This is a genomic window from Paraburkholderia sp. BL25I1N1 (assembly GCF_003002025.1).
In the GTDB taxonomy this organism is placed as follows: Bacteria; Pseudomonadota; Gammaproteobacteria; order Burkholderiales; family Burkholderiaceae; genus Paraburkholderia.
Genome location: NZ_PVZB01000003.1, coordinates 216916 through 234326 on the forward strand (window position 1 = coordinate 216916; position 17411 = coordinate 234326).

15 protein-coding genes are annotated in these 17411 nt (G+C 62.3%); 5 read left to right on the forward strand and 10 right to left on the reverse strand.

Annotation, left to right across the window (positions count from 1 at the left end):
• The gene (locus B0G73_RS05765) at window positions 1–825 is read left to right on the forward strand and encodes a citryl-CoA lyase (protein ID WP_106278766.1); all 825 of its coding nucleotides are present in this window, start codon (window positions 1–3) and stop codon (window positions 823–825) included.
• Between the two features lie 42 nt (window positions 826–867).
• Here the strand turns inward: B0G73_RS05765 and B0G73_RS05770 are convergent, their stop codons facing one another.
• Window positions 868–1632 carry an IclR family transcriptional regulator gene (locus B0G73_RS05770; RefSeq protein ID WP_106278769.1) on the reverse strand — a complete coding sequence of 255 codons (765 nt, stop codon included), beginning with the start codon at window positions 1630–1632 and terminating at the stop codon, window positions 868–870.
• A gap of 280 nt (window positions 1633–1912) precedes the next feature.
• On the opposite strand from B0G73_RS05770, the gene tehA reads away from it, so the two are divergent.
• On the forward strand, window positions 1913–2929 hold the full coding sequence (gene tehA, locus B0G73_RS05775) for a dicarboxylate transporter/tellurite-resistance protein TehA (protein ID WP_106278772.1): 1017 nt from the start codon (window positions 1913–1915) through the stop codon (window positions 2927–2929).
• A 53-nt stretch (window positions 2930–2982) separates the two neighbouring features.
• On the opposite strand, the gene B0G73_RS05780 is transcribed toward tehA, so the two are convergent.
• Together B0G73_RS05780 and bla are read right to left on the reverse strand one after the other, a co-directional pair.
• Entirely contained in the window at window positions 2983–3447 is a 465-nt protein-coding gene (locus B0G73_RS05780; protein WP_106278774.1) for a DUF4126 domain-containing protein, read from the reverse strand.
• A 234-nt stretch (window positions 3448–3681) separates the two neighbouring features.
• Window positions 3682–4629 (reverse strand): class A beta-lactamase, encoded by a 948-nt coding sequence (bla, locus tag B0G73_RS05785; protein WP_106278777.1) that lies wholly within the window; start codon window positions 4627–4629, stop codon window positions 3682–3684.
• Between the two features lie 98 nt (window positions 4630–4727).
• On the opposite strand from bla, the gene B0G73_RS05790 reads away from it, so the two are divergent.
• The gene (locus B0G73_RS05790) at window positions 4728–5606 is read left to right on the forward strand and encodes a LysR family transcriptional regulator (RefSeq protein ID WP_106278779.1); all 879 of its coding nucleotides are present in this window, start codon (window positions 4728–4730) and stop codon (window positions 5604–5606) included.
• On the opposite strand, the gene B0G73_RS05795 is transcribed toward B0G73_RS05790, so the two are convergent.
• Window positions 5603–5860 carry a hypothetical protein gene (locus tag B0G73_RS05795; RefSeq protein WP_012425909.1) on the reverse strand — a complete coding sequence of 86 codons (258 nt, stop codon included), beginning with the start codon at window positions 5858–5860 and terminating at the stop codon, window positions 5603–5605. The genes B0G73_RS05790 and B0G73_RS05795 overlap by 4 nt on opposite strands.
• A 68-nt stretch (window positions 5861–5928) precedes the next feature.
• A complete protein-coding gene (locus B0G73_RS05800) occupies window positions 5929–6426 on the reverse strand; it encodes a lecithin retinol acyltransferase family protein (RefSeq protein ID WP_106278781.1) in 498 nt (165 codons plus the stop codon).
• Between the two features lie 469 nt (window positions 6427–6895).
• On the opposite strand from B0G73_RS05800, the gene B0G73_RS05805 reads away from it, so the two are divergent.
• Window positions 6896–7183, forward strand: a complete 288-nt coding sequence (locus tag B0G73_RS05805; RefSeq protein ID WP_106278784.1) for a hypothetical protein — start codon at window positions 6896–6898, stop codon at window positions 7181–7183.
• 5 nt (window positions 7184–7188) lie between these two features.
• A complete protein-coding gene (locus tag B0G73_RS05810; protein WP_106278786.1) occupies window positions 7189–7959 on the forward strand; it encodes a PP2C family serine/threonine-protein phosphatase in 771 nt (256 codons plus the stop codon).
• Between the two features lie 24 nt (window positions 7960–7983).
• Here the strand turns inward: B0G73_RS05810 and B0G73_RS05815 are convergent, their stop codons facing one another.
• The 5 genes from B0G73_RS05815 to B0G73_RS05835 all read right to left on the reverse strand — a co-directional run bounded on the left by B0G73_RS05815 (window position 7984) and on the right by B0G73_RS05835 (window position 17185).
• Complete coding sequence (locus B0G73_RS05815; protein WP_106278789.1) at window positions 7984–9339, reverse strand: sigma-54-dependent Fis family transcriptional regulator; 1356 nt, start codon at window positions 9337–9339, stop codon at window positions 7984–7986.
• On the reverse strand, window positions 9339–12395 hold the full coding sequence (locus B0G73_RS05820) for a peptidase domain-containing ABC transporter (protein ID WP_106278792.1): 3057 nt from the start codon (window positions 12393–12395) through the stop codon (window positions 9339–9341). The genes B0G73_RS05815 and B0G73_RS05820 overlap by 1 nt, the downstream gene beginning before the upstream one ends.
• 66 nt (window positions 12396–12461) lie before the next feature.
• The gene (locus B0G73_RS05825) at window positions 12462–13214 is read right to left on the reverse strand and encodes a peptidylprolyl isomerase (protein ID WP_106278795.1); all 753 of its coding nucleotides are present in this window, start codon (window positions 13212–13214) and stop codon (window positions 12462–12464) included.
• Window positions 13215–13251: 37 nt separating this feature from the next.
• Window positions 13252–14625 (reverse strand): HlyD family efflux transporter periplasmic adaptor subunit, encoded by a 1374-nt coding sequence (locus B0G73_RS05830; protein ID WP_106278797.1) that lies wholly within the window; start codon window positions 14623–14625, stop codon window positions 13252–13254.
• On the reverse strand, window positions 14603–17185 hold the full coding sequence (locus B0G73_RS05835) for an FHA domain-containing protein (protein ID WP_106278799.1): 2583 nt from the start codon (window positions 17183–17185) through the stop codon (window positions 14603–14605). Before B0G73_RS05835 ends, B0G73_RS05830 begins: the two co-directional genes overlap by 23 nt.
• Window positions 17186–17411: the final 226 nt, after the last annotated feature.

The window sequence follows — 17411 nt, forward strand, 5'->3', positions numbered from 1 at the left end:
ATGACGCATGGATTCGACTCAGCGAAGCTCGCTGCCGATTATTGGAGCACCTCGATCATCGACATTCATCCAGGCTCGATCAACGTGCGCGGTTTCCCGATCCAGGAGCTGATTGGCAACATCAGCTTTCCGCAGATGATCTGGCTAATGCTGCGCGGCGAATTGCCCGACACCGAGCAGGCGCGCTTGTTCGAAGCGGCGTTGGTGTCGTCGGTGGATCATGGGCCGCATGCGCCGTCGATTGCGATCTCACGGATGGCGACCAGTTGCGGCTTGCCGCTAAACGGCGCAATGGCCTCCGCGATTAACGCGCTGGACGACGTGCACGGCGGCGCCGGTCAACAGGCGGTCGAACTGTATGACTCGATCGATGCGCGCATGCAGGCGGGCGCCGTGTTGGAAGACGCCGTAGAACAAGGTGTGGATACGTTCATCGCGGAGCACGGCAAATATCTGCCCGGCTTCGGGCATCGCTTTCCTCCGGTCGATCCGCGCGCGCCGCGGCTTCTTGCGCTGGTTGACGAGAACGTGCGTACGGAACGCATCAGCGGACGCTATGCCGCGATTGCGCGCGGCATCGAAGCGCTGCTGATGGGCCGCAAGAGCAAGCCCGTACCGATGAACATCGACGGCGCCACCGCCGTGATCTATGCCGAACTCGGCTTTGCGCCGGAACTGGCGCGCGGCGTGTTCTGCCTTTCGCGCGCGGTCGGGATTCTGTCGCATGCATGGGAACAGCGCGGTCGCAAGGAACGCAACAAAGGTCCGATGCCGCGCCAGATGGCCTACACGTACACCGGCAAGCCCGAGCGGCATTTGCCTTGAGCCGCTTGCGTTGAACCGCTCACCCTAACTACTTGCCATGAACTACTTGTCCTGAACTTCGGCCGCACGCCGCTGCGCATTGCGCATGGCGCGCGAATCGCCGCCCAGGGCATCGGTGGCGCGCGCGGCGCAATCGAATAGCGCGCCGAGATTGCGTTCCAGGAATGCCTGATCGATACGCGAGCTCGGACCGGCCAGCGTCAGCACGCCACGCAGGCTCTGGCGCACGCCGAATACCGGCATGGAAATGCCCGCCGTCTCCCGGTCGCGTTCGCCGATCGACACACAGTAGAAGTCCTCGCGAATCTTCTCGTACGGTGGGCCCGGCATGCCGCCGAAGGCGAGCAACGCAAGGCCGCCCGAACCGCTTTCCAGCGGCAGCACGTCGCCTTCGCGCACGTGAAAACGCACCGCGTGCTTCGAATCCACCCGATGCAAACACACCCGCACCGCTTCGTCACGCACATAGAACGACACGCTTTCGCCGCTGGTTTCCGCGAGATCGCGCATGAGCGGCACGACAATATCGCCAAGGTTCAGGCTGCGCTGGTATAGCGCACCCAGCATGAAGGTGGCGGAGCCGAGCTGATAGCGGCCGTCGTCGAGACGCAGCAGCAAGCGGTGCTGGATCAGCGAGCCCGCGAGCCGCAACAACGTGCTCTTGTAAAGCCCCGTGCGCGCCGCCAGTTCGGCGAGCGTGAGCGCGTCGTCGTCTGGCCGGAAGGCGAACAGGATGGCGCAAGCACGATCGATGACGGCCACACCTTCGCTTTCCTTCGTGTTCGATTTGTCCGCGGGCGTTGGCATGGATGGCATGACTTCATGGGGAAGCGGAAATTTTACGCCATGACGCGGGGCTGTCATACCCGCCACGCGCGGTTTGGCGCTGATTCCGCGCGGAATGCCGAACTCGAGCGGCCACCGCCGTGCGAACGCCGGCCGGATGTGTCACGTTGCATCTTGAGACGATCGCGCGATTTGTTGAGCGCGCCCAGCATTCAACGCTTGGCCGCGGTCTTTTACAGTACGTCATCGATCGCGCAGAGCCGGAACAACGGCGCGCGACGCAACTTTCGGAGGATCGGTGATGAACAGCAATCGTGGCACGATTCCAGTTGCTTTCTTCGGGATCGCGGTGGGCGCACTGGCGCTCGCCAATTTGTGGCGCGTGGCGATCAGGCTCTGGCACCTGCCCACCGTGATAGGCGATGTGATGACAGTGGCCGCGCTCGTCGTGTGGCTCGTGATTCTGGTGGCCTACGGGCAAAAATGGCTGACGCATGCGGACGAAGCGCGAGCGGAAATGCAGCATCCGGTGCAATCGTCGTTTGCGGCGCTCGGTCCTATTTCGAGCCTGCTCGCGGCCCAGCTTCTGCAGCCTTACGCGCATACATCGGCGCTCGCGCTGTTCGGCGTCGCCGTAGTCGCGCAACTCGCTCTCGGCACGTATTTGCATGGACGGCTCTGGCAAGGCGGCCGCAAGCCCGAACTGGTGACGCCCGCCATCTATCTGCCGACCGTGGGCGCGAGCTTCGTGGCGGGCACGGCTTCGGCCGCCTTCGGCTTTCACCAACTGGGCGAACTTTTTTTCGGAGCAGGTTTGCTGTCGTGGCTCGCGATCGAATCGCTGATCCTGCACCGCGCCGCCGTGCATGAACCGCTGCCCGACGCATTGCGCCCGGTGCTCGGCATCCAGCTTGCACCGCCGGTCGTCGGGGGCGTGACCTATCTGAGTCTGAGCAGCGGTACACCTGACCTGTTCGCCATGATTCTGCTCGGTTATGGCTTGTACCAGGCTCTGCTGCTCCTGCGTTTGCTGCCGTGGATTCGCCAACAGGCCTTCGCGCCGGCTTACTGGGCCTTCAGCTTCGGCGTCGCCGCGCTGCCGACGATGGCGCTCCGGATGGTCGAACGAGGTGCGACGGGTCCGGTCGAATACGCCGCGCCGGTTCTGTTCATCGCGGCGAATGTGATCATCGCGATTCTGGCGGGGAAGACGTTGGGCTTGCTGGTGCGCGGCAAGCTGATTCCCGCCACTGCGGTTACAAGTGCCCTGCCGGCACCGCAGGCATCCGCCGATTCACGCATTGCACGGGTCGGCTGAAACGCCCGAACAGCGTCAGCGAGACGAGGCGCGTCCCGTCTCGCCGAAGCGCATCAACGCAACGCCATCACGATCAGCACGGCGCCCACGATCGCCACCGCGTCTTCGATCAACGCGGCCGGCTGGTCCCGCCCAAAGGCACGCGCCAACGCGCCGCGGACTCTCGCGCCGCCCAGGGTGCCGATCACGGCGCCGATCAATCCCGCGATCAACCCGTTGCCCACTCCGCCATGCGCCGCGCCGATCGCCGCGCCGCTCAAGCCGCCAAGCACGAGACGCGCGCCGAATTGCATCGGCACGGTACGGCTAGGGGTTTTCGGCAGTTGATCGGTGATCAGTTCGACGATGGCCAGCACCGTGAGGATATATGGCGTGGCGGTAAAGCCGAGGAAGGCCAGCGGCGTGTCTTGCAACGGCAACCAGCCCAGATGCGCCGCCCAACTGACCGCGGCGGGCGCGGTCATCGCGCGGAGACCGGCCACGACGCCGATCAGCAATGCCAGCACATAGACAGACATAGGGGACTCCGAATCAAGGCAGCGATGCGTGGTTGAACAAGCCGACTGCTTACCTGGACGAACGTCGGCAGAAGGTGTCGAGCATTTCCATGGACAGTCAACTTCTCACCGCATCCATCGAGGCCGATTCGCTGTTGCCCCTTTCGGTGTGGCCCTAGTGTCGCACACTTCGATCGGCGCTTCGGTCATCGCATCGCGTTGCGTGGAACGCGTGTGTGCCTGTCCCCGCCGGGATCAGATAGACGCCGCCACCAGCGCGCCCACATCCGCGATCGCCGCATTGCTGCGCGCCGCGTTGCCATCCGTTTCGGTCAGATACACGGTCACCAGCACAGGACCGCGTCCAGGCGGCCAGAGAATTGCTATGTCGTTGGCCGTGCCGTGATCGCCGGTGCCGGTCTTGTCGCCCACGCCCCAATCCTTCGGCAGCTTGGCGCGAATCCGTGCGCCGCCGGTCTCGTTAGCGGCGAGCCACGCCAGCAGTTGCGCCCGCGACGATGACGACAACCGCTCGCCGAGCAGCAGCTCGCGCAGATTGCCGAGCATGGCGTTCGGCGTGGTGGTGTCGCGCAGATCGCCGGGAGTGCCTTCGTTCAGCATCGGCTCGATGCGATCCAGCCGCGTGACACCGTCACCGAGACTGCGAGCGAACGCGGTCAATCCCGCCGGGCCGCCAAACGTGGCGAGCAACAGATTCGCCGCCGCGTTGTCGCTGAGCGTGATCGCCGCCTTGCACAGCTCGGCGATGCTCATGCCCGCATTGCCGGTCAGTTCGCGCGTGTGCTTGCTCGTGGCCGGCGAATTGGACACCACGTCGCTTTGTGAAAAGACCACGCGCCGCTGCAAGTCTTCCTCGCCACGATCCGTACGCGCCAATACAGCGCCCGCCATCAGCATCTTGAAGGTGCTGCACATGGGAAAGCGCTCGTCGGTCCGCAAGCCGGCGTGCAAGCCGGACATCGTATCGACGATCGACACACCCAGCCGGCCGCCGCTCGCCGCTTCGATTTCAACAAGCCGCCGACGGACCGCATCCGCCTTCGCCAACTCGGACCCTTGCTCCGCCGTGCCCGTTTTCACCGCTTTGCCGGATACCTTGCCAAACGCGCCGGCACTCCCAACCGCAAGCCCAGCTATCGAAACGCCCAGCATCGCACCCGCGAACTTCCGTCTTGTGATCATCGCCGCTCCTTTGTGAAGCCGCCACTATCGGTTTTCCGCCGATCGCTGACAAACGATGATAAGTTAGCCTACTCCCAAGAAAATCTTATGCCTTCGCCATGAGACCGTACCTTCCGTTGAACGCGCTGCGCGCGTTCGAATCGTCCGCCCGGCATCTGAGCTTCACGCGCGCGGCACTCGAACTGAACGTCACCCAGGCCGCCGTCAGCCAGCAGGTCAGAACCCTGGAGGAGCGGCTTGGCACCACGCTGTTCAAACGTCTGCCGCGCGGCCTCGCCATGACCGACGAGGGCCTCGCGCTGCGTCCGGTGCTGACCGATGCATTCGATCGCATTGAAGCGGTGCTCAAACAATTCGAAGGCGGCCACTTTCACGAGGTCCTGACGGTTGGCGTGGTGGGCACCTTCGCGGTCGGCTGGCTGATGCCGCGCCTCAAGTCGTTCCGCGACGCGCATCCGTTCGTCGAACTGCGGCTGCTGACCAACAACAACCTGGTCGATCTCGCCACCGAAGGCCTCGACTTCGCGATCCGTTTCGGCGACGGCACGTGGCCCGGTTCGGTCGCGACGCGCCTGCTCGACGCGCCGCTCGCGCTGCTGTGCACACCGGAGATCGCCGCGCGCCTGTCGAAGCCGGAGGATCTCGTCGACGAAACCTTGCTGCGCTCCTACCGCACCGATGACTGGATGAGCTGGTTCAGCGCCGCGGGCATTCCGCCTCGGCCGATTCGCGGACCGGTGTTCGATTCGTCGCGGCTGATGGTGGAAGCGGCGATGCAGGGCGCGGGTATCGCGCTCGCGCCCGCGCTGATGTTCGATCACGAGATCAACACAGGCCGGCTGGTGCGCCCGTTCGACGTGGAGGTTCATGCCGGCAGTTACTGGCTGACATGGCTGAAGGGCAAAACCATGACACCGGCGATGCTGCTGTTCAATCAATGGATCATCAAGGAAGCGTCTGCGCAGACGTCGAACTAGGCAGCCAGCAATGCGCGGCGATGTCCGTTCATGGCGGGCCGTTCGGCTTGCGGCGGAAACACATTCCACGAGCCGTCGTCGTGACGGAAGAAGAAGATCGACAGCATGCCGCCCGGACGCAAGGCTTCCACGCACACATAGCGCTGATGTTGCGACGCACGGTGGCAGAACTGCACGACGCGTGCGGGCATCGACGGGGTCGGGGCAAGCCATTTGTCTACGGCCCAATGCAAGGTCTTTTCCGCTGCGGCCATGATGTTCTCCTTGAATCCTTGAACGGTTGAATTACTGAAATGAGTCACTGAAGTTCGATGCCGCTGGTTCACGCCAACTGAGCGGCGCCGTGAACGCCCTTCGCGCTGCTTTCCACAAAGGCCTTCACGAGGCATACCAGCGCGTGCATGCCGGTACGCGGATGGCGCAGGCAGCAATGCACTTGTTCGCTACGGCTTTCGCCAATCAGGCACCATGCGCAGAAGTGCTCGCAGTTGTTCGTCAGCAGGCGATAATGGTTTTCGCCGAGACGGGAGCGTGCGCGGCGTACGGCTTCGTCGCCGACGTAGCGGGCGGACGGGGTCGAACGAATCGTCAACGGATGGCCGGCGGCGAAGCGTTCCAGTTCTACTTCTTCAACCGGGCCGCGATGCGCTGAGCCTGCGAAGCCCGAGTAATGAACCACGCGTCCATTGCCCACATAAATGCCGTGGTGCTCGTAACCGCGACGTTGCGTGACGAGATGCGCGCCGATCGGCAGGTCGATGGTGGACGCGGCGTCGCAGCGGTCTGCGCTGTGTTCGCTGCTGGTTTGGTTCGTGTTCATGGCTGTCTCGCTTCGATTCCAACACTGTTGCGAGATCTTTTGCATCATCCGGGCCATGCGCGCGAAAGCCCTTATTTAAAGGGTTTCGCGGGAAATGATGTAATTCCGGAAGCGACGAGTGTGCGTTGCGGGCCGACAGAAATCCCGCCGAAGTGTTGGCGAGCGGCGCTCATTTTTAGCGCTGTGGATGGGGGAAGTACTTCGATTGAAGCGGCGCGGCGAGCGGCGGAAATGTGTTGGGTCGCGCATCGGTTCGAGTGCGGGCATGTTGGCTGCCAGCCGACCGATGAATTCATGCGTGCTCATGCACTGCATAACCAGACGCTCGGAATCGCCCGGCAATCAAGGCGCTACGACAAAGCGCGCGAATCATTCGCAAATTGGCATAGCACTTGCACTATAACGGCCAGATACATCTTAACCGCGCGTCACCGCGCGCGTTACACACGCGGCCAACCGGAGAAACGACATGGCTTCTATTACAGTGAGCGACCTCTCGCTGAACCTCGCGCTAGACCGTAAAGCGATGGCGGCGATCCGCGGCGGCGGCGGCGCCCCGTGGGTGTACGGCTGGATTCAGCCCTATGTGCGCGATACGCCGAGCATTGGACCCGTCGTGAACCTGTACGACGTCACCAACAACTTCTATGCTAACCAGATGATCAACACGTTCCAGTCGGTCGATGTACGCAACACCGGCGCGAACTCGAACATCCGTGTCTCTCCCGACGCACGCAGCACAAACAATACGGTGTAAACGTTGTGACCTGTGCGAGCCAATTTCGCTGGACGTCGTCCGCGCGTTCCGACGCCGGATGCGTCCGCGAAATCAACGAAGATTCGTGCCTCGACCAGTCCGCGCTCGGACGCTGGGCCGTCGCCGACGGCATGGGCGGACACGCGGTCGGCGATCTGGCGAGCCGTCTGGTGATCGACGCGCTCAGCGGGCTGACGCCGCCCGTCAGCATGAAGTCCTTCGTCGCCGATGCGCGCGCGCGCCTGCAAACCGCCAATCGCCAATTGCGGGAAGAAGCCGCGCGCCGCCAGGTGCAGCGTATCGGCAGCACGGTCGTCGTGCTGCTCGCCTGTGATCGCTTCTGCGGCTACATCTGGGCCGGCGACAGCCGCCTGTACCTGCTGCGCGAACACAGCCTGCGGCAACTCACGCGCGACCACAGTCAGGTGGAAGCGCTGAAGTCGCTCGGCGTGCTTACGGAGGAAGAGGCGCGGCATCATCCGGCACAACACATGATCACGCGCGCCGTCGGCGCCACCGATCTGCTCGAACTCGACGACGATGCGATCGAGGTCGCGGACGGCGATGTCTTCCTTCTCTGCAGCGACGGCCTGAGCAACGAAGTCAGTGAAGAAGACATGCTCGCTGTGCTGAGCAATGCGGCAAGCGCGAACGCGTCTGACGAACTCGTCAACATGGCGCTCGCGCGTGGCGGCCGCGACAACATCACCGCCGTGGTCGTGCGCGCCGAAGACCCTAATGCGGCCGACAAAACGCTGCTCAACCCGGCGCCATGAACCTATTGGCGTGACGCCGCGGTCTCAAGTCTCGTTGTCTTCATCGTCGCGGTCTTCAGCGCCGTTCTTGTTCGCGGCCGGCTGATTACGATTGCGAAAATCCTTCGAATGCAAGCCGTGTTTCTTCAGAAGCATTTGCAGATGCGAACGGTTCATGTCGATACGGCGGGCCAGTTCCGCGACGGTGCCGCTCACTTCGCGAAGGCCGCGCTCGAGGAAGGCTTTTTCGGCGTCGTCGCTGGCGGCGCGTTTTGCGTCGCTCAGCGACATCAGGTTCGCCACGCTGATCGGCTCCTGCCCGCTTGCGGTCGCGGCGTTGGACGCCGCCGCCGACCCGGGCGCCGCCGGCCGCATATCCACAGGCAAATGATCGACGTCGGCCATATCGCCGGCCAGGCACGACACGCGATACATCACGTTGCGCAACTCGCGGATATTGCCCGGATACGCGTAGTTCAGCAGAAAGTCCCGCAAACGCGGCGTCAATCGCACGGGCCTGCGCTTTAACGTGCCGGCGGCTTCGTCGCCGAACCACGAAATCAGCAACGGAATTTCGTCGCGACGCTCGCGCAGCGGCGGCAACGTCACATGAATCACGCTAAGCCGATAGAACAGATCCTCGCGGAATTTGCCCTCTTCGCTGAGCTGCCGCAAATTGCGATTGGTCGCCGCGACGATGCGTGTGTCCACCGCAATCGTCTCATCGGACCCGACGCGTTGAATCTCATGCGCCTCCAGCACACGCAGCAGCTTCACCTGGCCGGCAAGCGGCAATTCGCCGATTTCGTCGAGAAAGATCGTACCGGTATGCGCGCTTTCGAATTTGCCCTTGCGATCGTTCGAAGCGCCCGTGAACGCACCCTTGCGATGCCCGAACAATTCCGACTCCAGCAGGTTGTCAGGAATCGCGCCGCAGTTCACGGAAATGAAGGGTTTGTCGGAACGCGAACCGTTGGCGTGAATCACCTTTGCCATCAGCTCCTTGCCGGTGCCGCTTTCGCCGTCGATCAATACCGGTAAATCAGTCGGCGCGGCTTTCTCGGCGATTTCAAGCGATTCGAGCAGGCGTGGATTGTCGCCGAATGTCCCTTCAAAAATGAAACTGCGTTCGAGCAACGCCTTGCGACGCGCGCCACGCGACAGGTCGGCGCGCTCCTGCGGCTCCGCAGCCACCGCCGCCTGCACGAAGCGCTCCTTGTGCGAAAGCTGCATCACCTCGTCGCGCAGCGAGGTGGCTTGCCGGAGCAGCTTGTCGATGTCCGCGCGCTCCAGCCGCGACGACCAGCGCAGTGTCGAGCGTAGAATCTCGATCCGCTCGATCAGCCCCGCGTATGAAATCGCGGGGCTGGCCTCTTCAATCTGATCGAGTATCTTCATCATCATGCACTCAACTGTTTCTGTACCAGCTGGTAATACATGCCGCCGCGCTGAATCAGTTCATCGTGGCGCCCCTGTTCGACAATCGCCCCTTCATACAGCACGAGAATCTTGTCGGCACGCATGATCGTGCTGAGCCGGTGCGCGATGATCACCGCCGTGCGGCCCTTCAGAATGTCGTGCATATTGCCGAGGATATTGCTCTCCGATTGCGAGTCCAGTGCCGAGGTCGCTTCGTCGAATACGAGCAGACGCGGATCGTGATACAGCGCCCGCGCAATGCACAGCCGCTGGATCTGCCCGCCCGACAAGCCGATGCCGCGCTCGCCGACAATCTGCTCGTAGCCGAGCGGCATCTTGCTGATGAATCCGTGCGCGTCGGCCATCTTCGCGACCTCCTCGATGCGGCGCCGGTCGGGCGCGTCGTCGCCGCTCGCGATGTTCTCGGAAATCGTACCGGAGAACAGTAGATTGCTCTGCATCACATAGCCGATCTGCGCACGGTAATAGGCTTTATCGACCACGCCGAGATCGTAGCCGTCGATCGTCATCTTGCCTTCAGTCGGCGTATAGAAGCCGACCAGCAGTTTGGCGAGCGTGGTCTTGCCCGACCCGCTGCGTCCGACAATCGCCACCAGTTCGCCGGGCTTGATATCGAAGCTGATGTTTTCGAGCACGTACGCCGAGTCGTTTTCGCCATAGCGGAAATAGACGCCGCTGAGGCTGATCTCGCCTTGCAGTTCGGGTAACATCACGCGCGACGGCAAATCCTGCGGCTTCTGCTCAGGTTCGATATCGAGCACATCGCCCAGGCGCTCCATCGCCACGCCCGCGTCGTTCAACATGCTCCATAAACCGACCAGGCCCATGAGCGGACCCAGCACGCTCCCCATGAACGCATTGAACGCGATCAACTGACCAATCGTCATTTCGCGCGCCAGCACGAGATTCGCGCCGACCCACAGAATCGCGATCGTCGTCGCGGCGTTCAGCAACTGACTGCCGAGTCCCACGAGAATGTTGAACGCGTGCGCACGATATTGCACTTCGAGCGCCTTCGCGTACTTCTTCTCCCAGCGCAAGCGCACCGGCCGCTCGATACCCATGCCCTTGATGGTCTCCACGCCAGCGAGCGCTTCCATCAGAAACGACTTCGATTCGGTCGACGCGGTGAACACTTCGCGCGCATAGCCTTTGATCTTCGGCGTGGCGATCGCGGTCAGGGCCATGATGGGAATGACAAAAGCAATCAGCACTAGCGTCATCTTCACGTTGTAGACGAACATGATCGTGAAGTAGATGAAGACCATCAGCAGGTTCAACGCCGTAGTGACAGTGGACTCGGTGAGGAATGCACGGATCGTCTGGTTCTCCTGAAAGCGCGCGAAAATGTCGCCGGTCTTGCGCTTGGCGAAAAACGAGAACGGCAGCGACATGGTGTGCTTGAAGAACTGCGACATCATCGCGAAGTCCATGTTGCGCACCATAAAGTTCGCCAGATACGCGCGAATCGACGACATCAATTGCGAAAAGACATTGGCGATGATCAGGCCGCCGATCAGCAGATGCAGCAGGCTGACATTCTGATGCACGATCACGCCGTCGAGAATGTTCTGGATGATCAGCGGCGGAATCACGCCCAATACCTGAATCACGAAAGTGGCGAGAAACAGGTGGCCGAGAATCTTCTTGTACGGCTTGAGGTAGCCGACAAAGCGAATCCACGGCGAGCGCGCGGCGGACATCTGCAGTAAATGCGGTCCGCCGGTAAACAGCAGGCAGGTGCCGCTCCAGCCGCGCTCGAAATCTTCGACCGTCATTTTCTTGAAGCCGACCGCCGGATCCGCGACCCACACGTAATCCTTGGAGAGCCCGTACACCACGACGTAGTGATAGCCCTCCCAGTGGACAATGAACGGCAGATCGAAACCGCGCAACGAATCGAATGTGCATTGCACGCCGCGCGCTGTAAAGCCGAGCGATTCGCCGGCGCGCGCCAGACTGTCGAGCGTCGCGCCCTGGGTCGTGACGTTGGCGAGCTCGCGCAATTTGCCAAGCGTCATTGGAATACTGTAGTGGCGGCATACCATCGCAAGGCACGCCGCACCGCAATCCATTTCTTCCGCCTGCTCGACCAGCGCGAAGCGTTTGATGACTTTCTCGCCGAACTCGGGCTTGCTTTGCAAATCGAGCATCAGCGGCAGCTTGCGCCGCTGCTCGACCCGCTTTTGCCGCTGCAATTCACGGTCGCCGTAGCGAATCCGCTCGTCGAGCACTTCGCGCAGTTTCGGATTGCGTTCGAGGATGAAGTGAACCGTACGCTCCGGAATCACCAGCAGCCGCGTATCGGTCGTCGCGACCACCGACGCCATCTGCTCCTGGCGCATCAGGCATGCTTTCTCGCCGAATATCTCGCCTTCTCCCAGCGTGGCGAGTGTATAGTCATGCCCCTCCTCGTGCCGCACGATACGCACTTCGCCGTGGCGAACCACGTACAGGCGCCGATCCTCGCGACCGTCCTGTTTAAGGATTTCCTTGCCCGCGGCCACGCGTTTCACGCCGACGCTGCGCACATACTCTTCGAGTTCGGCCTTGTTCAGTTTGCCGCGCAGATCGAACAATTGCGCGACGAAACCGCCCGCCGAATTGATCGCCACGTAGCTGGCAACGAACGCCAAAGCGGCCTGATTGCCGGCGATCACAGGTTCGATCGCAGCTCGCGGAATGAACAGCAATTCGGTTTTCGCCGACGAGCGCACCGACGCTTCGTGGACATAGGTGCGCAACATCGCGATATCGGCGAAGATCTCGCCCGACTTGCGCACCCCCATGCTGGTTTCTTTACCGTGCTCCTCAGTAAATATCCGCACGGAACCCGAACGAATCACATACAGCCCGTCAGCCGTCTCGCCCGCTGAGCAAACCGTTTCTCCGAACGAATAGAAGCGCGCTTGCGCATATTCGGCAAGACGCTCGATCTCGTCGCGCGAAAACGGCGAAAAAATTTCCACCGAGGTGAGAAACTCGGCTGCGGAGGGCGCGGTCTGGGGTGCATCCATGTGCTTACGGACCTCGAATCGGCGTGTCGCGGTGTTGTTTCAATACGGCGCGTGGTCTCGAACGGCCTAGCGCGCTTCGATCACATGCTCCTGGGCGCGTGAGATCAACCAGCTTTCGCGCAGCAGGCGCCGGACTTCGGATGCCACGTCGGCGTCGAGCGTCGCCGGATATTTGGCCGTCACGGCGAAAATCTCGAAGCACGAACGATCCGCCGACGGAAACGGTCCCAGCAGATCGCCCACCGCCGCGTTGAAAATCTTCGCTTCGATATCGGGCTTCAACGAGCCGCGCAGCACCTTGCCGATCACGCCGCCCGCCTCGCGCGTATCCGCGATGGAATGCTCGCGCGCCATGTCGGCGAAACTGTCGGGATCGTCGTGCAGGTACGAAATCATTTCCTTCGCCTTGCCCTCGCTGTCGAGCACGATGTGGCTCACCTCGATCGCATCGAACTTCGGCGAATTGAGCGCGAAGTAATCCTTGATCGCGGCCTCGTTGCCGATCTCGTCGAGCATCTTCTCCTGATACAACCCGTCGGTAATGAAGACCTCGAATTCGTCGAGACTGACATTCAGGGCGTCGAGATACTGATTCATATCCGTCGCGCGATGCAGACCGCGCACGCGGCGGAACTGATCGGCGCGTTGCTGGATTTCATCGGCGGTCACGGTGATGCCCTGCTTCTTCGCTGCGTGAACCGTGAGCTTGTCGCGCACGATCTGCTCGATCAGGCTCTCGAACTGGCCGGTCAGTTTCAGAAGACGAATGAACTCGGCCACGTCCACGACTTCGTCATCGATTCGCACTATCGCGGTCATTTCTTCCGCTCCTTTAATTGACGTGTGATCCGTGCGGTCATCCCGCCACCTGCCTGAACGGATCGAGACCCAGATCGATCAGGCGCCGTTCGCGCACCACGATCTCAGCGCTTGCCGTCATGCCGTAGCGCAACGGATAGCGCGTGTCGGCAATCTGGTAGTAATTTTTGTCGAGCGTGACGCGCCCTTCGTAGACTGGCTGCTTGTCCGTCGCCGACGGCTTGGTGGCCGGCGAAATATAGGCCAGCGTGCCGCTGATCAGCCCGTAGCGTTGATACGGGAAAGCGTTGAATTTCAGTTTGACCGGCAAGCCCTCGTGCAGAAACGCACGATCGTGTTCGGCGATCTCGATCTTCAGCACGGGCCGCGCGTCTTTGGGCGCAATGCCGCCGAGCGGCGCATTTGCCTGAATCTTGTCGCCGCGCTGGGTCGACGTCACGTCCGTGATGACGCCCGAAACCGGCGCGAGAATCAGCAGGAAATTGTCTTTGTCGATGTTCTCGAAGCGAATCCGCGCGGCCGCTTCGGACACCAATCGTGCGCTTTGCAGTTGCAGGCGCAACTTGTCTTCGGCGTCGGTAATGTCGCGCACCGCCGAATCGTATTGAAGCTGCAGGTCGGTGGTCTGCTGGCCGCTGGTTTCCAGTTGCGCGTTCGCCTGCGTGTATTCGTGGCTCAAGCGGAAATCCAGTTCCGCGAGCTTCGATTGGGCGACACGGTACGCGTTATCCGCCTCCATTGCCGCCGTGCGTTTTTGCTCCACCTGCAATTCGGCAATGCCGCCGCCACCCGGCTGCGCGAAGAGCCGCGAGTAGCGGTCCAGTTCCTGGCGCGCCGCTTCGCGCGTGCGCCGGGCGTTGTCGAGCATGCTGCGCGCCTCGTCGAGTTCGGCCTTCTGTCCTTCCGCTAGTTTGGTCGTGCCTTCGGAGACGCGCGTTTCGTGCTGGCGGGCCTCCACTTCCATCTGCGTTTTGAGCGCGGCGGCCTTACGCTCCATTAGCGCTTTCTTCTCGGGGAACTGCTTCCAGTCGCGCTCGGCGTCTTCCAGTTTGAGTTGCGCTTGCAATGCATTGCTGGCGGCCTCGATCGCGCCGCGCGCATTCAGGCGCGCCAGCACATCGCCTTTCTGCACCGGTTGCCCTTCGGCGATATACAGATCGGCGAGTTCGCCGTCGATTGGCGCATAGATGCGGCGCACCTCCGATTCCGGCGACAAGGTGCCTTGCGCGCTGACGATTACGTCGGCACGCCCCACGAACGACCACAACAGCCCGACCACGACCAGCGCGACCATCGCCCAGATCAGCGCGCGCGCGAGCCGCACCGGCTCCGCCATCAGGATCGCGATGCCCTCGACGCTGTGATCTTCCAGCGCCTCCGACAACGGCCTAGGGTGACTGTCGCGTTTCACTCTGCTCGCCTCCGATCAATGCCAGCTTCGCTTTCAGAAGCCCCGGGTCCAGCACCATGCGCAACTCCGTTAGCGAACGGCGCTGCAAATTCGCTTCGGCTTCGATGTCCGCCAGCAGACGGTCGAAGTCGGCCGGATGATCCGCCTTCAGTTGCGTGTAGATGCGCATGCCCTGTTGCGCCGACGTTTGCGCATCCGAAAGCAGACGGGCCTCGCTGCGAAATCCCGGTGAAATGCCGGCTTCGAGCCGCTGCGTACCGCCGATCGATCCGCCCGCGCGATACTGCTTCCACAAGCTCTGGGCGCGCAGCAGCAGATCTTGCGCACGCGCCAGCGCTTTGTCATGCAAGGCGGCGACGTCTTTCTGGATCGACTGCAGGAACCACACGTCCGTTGCCGGATCGAGGCTGGCGTAGAACGACAGCAGACGCTGGTCGTAATCCTTGTCGCCGCGCGTCTTCTGCAACTGTGCGTAGTGGTCGAGCAATGACTTCTTGTGCGCCAGTTCCGCCGCGAGCACGTCGGACCACGGCCCCGCGGGCATGGCCTGCAGACCGGCGAGCGCCTGTTGCGCGTCGCCGCGCTGCCAGGCCGCCGTCACCTCATCGTGGCGAGCAATCACGTCCGGCGAAGGCAAACGGCTCGCCGCCAGTTGTTGAAACTGCGCCTGAAACGGCGGCGTGCTGAAGCGCGCCGTTTTCAACATCGCGAGCAACGGCACCAGTTGCCGGCTCAGCGCGGCGTTCAACAAATCGGTGTACTGGCGCAAATCCTGACGCACCCGGTCGATGCCCGCGAGACGCGGGTAACGCTGCGCGTAATCGTCGAGCACGGGCGGCAGCGCGTCGGGCTTATCGCGCGCCAGTTCGGTGCGGATCGTCCCATTCAGACGGTCGATGGCGGCGAGATACACCGAATCATCGCTTTCGAGTTTGCGCAGATGGCTCAGCGCCTGCGCATACGGATCGGCGAACACGGGCACGTAGGAGGCGATGCGGTCCAGCGCGCGCTGATGACTCTTCGCGTCGTCTTCCCAGCGTTGCAGCAGATTGTTGATCGTGCCCTCGTCCGCGTACATGCGAATCGGCGCGTCCATGCCGCCGCGCGCCGCGACGAAACGCTCCAGATCGCCTACCCATTGCAATTCGTTGATCAGCGACGCGGCGTCCGCGTTATTAGCGCTCAACGAACGCATTTCGTTGAGCAACGCGTCGGCCTGATCGAACTGCGCCTTTTGTAGCGCATTCAGCCAACTGGGGAGCTTCGCCTTCAACAACGCTTCGCTCGCAAGCGCGCTGACTTTAGTGTCGGTGGGATGGCTCGACAGATAGCCCGATGCCGCCGTGACCGCGCTCGTGTAATCGCCGTTCGCCAGCAGATTCTTCAACTCGCGCTCCGACGAACCGCGCATATACAGCGTGGTTCCAATCGCTGCCAACACCACGACGCCCACGCCGCTCCATATCGCCACGCGCCGTACGCTCGCGCGATCGTCGATCGCAAACGCCTTGCCGAGTTCGCCCGCGAGCAAGCGCCAACGGCGCGGCCGGCCCTTCGCGGCAGCCGCGTTGGCGGCGCCATGCGCACCGTTGGTTCCTTGCGTGCCGGTCGCCCCTTTTGCCGAGCCGGACGGCGTGTCGCGCTTCGCATGCGCGGACGCGGGCTGTGCCGCCTCGTTGACTTCGTCTTCACGTTGGAGGCTTGGGTCGACGCAAAAGATATCGAGGAATGAATGCGCGGCGCCGACGAAAGTGGTCTTGTCGGGATCCACCGCTTCGTCGGCGGCCGGATTGACGAATAGTTGTGTCACGGTGGGCTCGACTTCAGGGGGTTTCTGCAGCGTCACCCTGTAGACGAAGTGGTCTCCGCCAAATGCAACGAGGTCTCCTTCCACCAGCGGCAGCGCGGATTCATCCAGCCGCTTTCCACCGACAAATGTGCCGTTGGTGCTGCCGAGATCCTCGACATAGAGCTCGCCGCCCTTCAGAAAGATGTGCGCGTGACGGCGTGAGATGTAGTTGACCTGATGCGGATAGCGGTCCTTGTAGCGCGCAAAGACGTCGTCTGTCTTACTGACGAGAAAGGGGAATGCCTGCACCTCGATAGGTTGCAGGCCGAGGTCGTCGCGCTGCGGCACCAGCAGCAATCCCGGCGCGGCGGACGGACTGGCGGCCGCCACGATGCGCGCGCGCGGCTCGATGCTCACGCGGTAGCAGAGTTCGCCACCAAAGCACAGTTCGTCGCCGGCGCGCAGACGCGCCGGAGTCTGCCGCACCGCCACGCCGTTCACCGTCGTGCCGTTCTTGCTGCCGAGGTCGGCGACGTAGACCGCGCCGTGTTCCGTGAAAACCCGCGCATGACGGCGCGACAGGCGCGCAATCCGCTCGGCGGGATAATCGGTAAAAGGTGCTTCGCTGCGCCCGATTGCAAACAGGTTGTCGACGATACGAATCGCGTCGAGCGCGGGACGTTGCGCGGACGCGGCCGGCGACAGCACCACGTCGAACGCGGCGTCTTCTGTCGCGCGCATCTCAGCAATCGGAGCTTCGCCGGCGGCCATTTTATCTGGATCACTAAGCGTTTACCCGTTGCGGCGAGTGCGCAACGGAAACGGGACGAAGGACTACGGCGAAAAGATATTGTTCATGTGAGCCGTGCAAAAGCCGGCTCCTCAATGATTGTAAGTCACACATGGCGAGTGTCAATTTTCCGATCATCGGTTATGAACGCAACAAGTGCGTCGAATGCAGCCGAAATACCCCACGCTGCACGCCACGTTGCGGATT

Bases quoted from the DNA above. Each gene is read 5' to 3' on its own strand.
- B0G73_RS05815 (WP_106278789.1), bottom strand. From the start codon at position 9,339: ATGATGAAGATACTCGATCAGATTGAAGAGGCCAGCCCCGCGATTTCA.
- B0G73_RS05820 (WP_106278792.1), bottom strand. From the start codon at position 12,395: ATGGATGCACCCCAGACCGCGCCCTCCGCAGCCGAGTTTCTCACCTCG.
- B0G73_RS05800 (WP_106278781.1), bottom strand. From the start codon at position 6,426: ATGAACACGAACCAAACCAGCAGCGAACACAGCGCAGACCGCTGCGAC.
- B0G73_RS05770 (WP_106278769.1), bottom strand. From the start codon at position 1,632: ATGCCAACGCCCGCGGACAAATCGAACACGAAGGAAAGCGAAGGTGTG.
- B0G73_RS05795 (WP_012425909.1), bottom strand. From the start codon at position 5,860: ATGGCCGCAGCGGAAAAGACCTTGCATTGGGCCGTAGACAAATGGCTT.
- B0G73_RS05780 (WP_106278774.1), bottom strand. From the start codon at position 3,447: ATGTCTGTCTATGTGCTGGCATTGCTGATCGGCGTCGTGGCCGGTCTC.
- B0G73_RS05765 (WP_106278766.1), top strand. From the start codon at position 1: ATGACGCATGGATTCGACTCAGCGAAGCTCGCTGCCGATTATTGGAGC.
- B0G73_RS05790 (WP_106278779.1), top strand. From the start codon at position 4,728: ATGAGACCGTACCTTCCGTTGAACGCGCTGCGCGCGTTCGAATCGTCC.
- B0G73_RS05835 (WP_106278799.1), bottom strand. From the start codon at position 17,185: ATGGCCGCCGGCGAAGCTCCGATTGCTGAGATGCGCGCGACAGAAGAC.
- B0G73_RS05825 (WP_106278795.1), bottom strand. From the start codon at position 13,214: ATGACCGCGATAGTGCGAATCGATGACGAAGTCGTGGACGTGGCCGAG.
- bla (WP_106278777.1), bottom strand. From the start codon at position 4,629: ATGATCACAAGACGGAAGTTCGCGGGTGCGATGCTGGGCGTTTCGATA.
- tehA (WP_106278772.1), top strand. From the start codon at position 1,913: ATGAACAGCAATCGTGGCACGATTCCAGTTGCTTTCTTCGGGATCGCG.
- B0G73_RS05805 (WP_106278784.1), top strand. From the start codon at position 6,896: ATGGCTTCTATTACAGTGAGCGACCTCTCGCTGAACCTCGCGCTAGAC.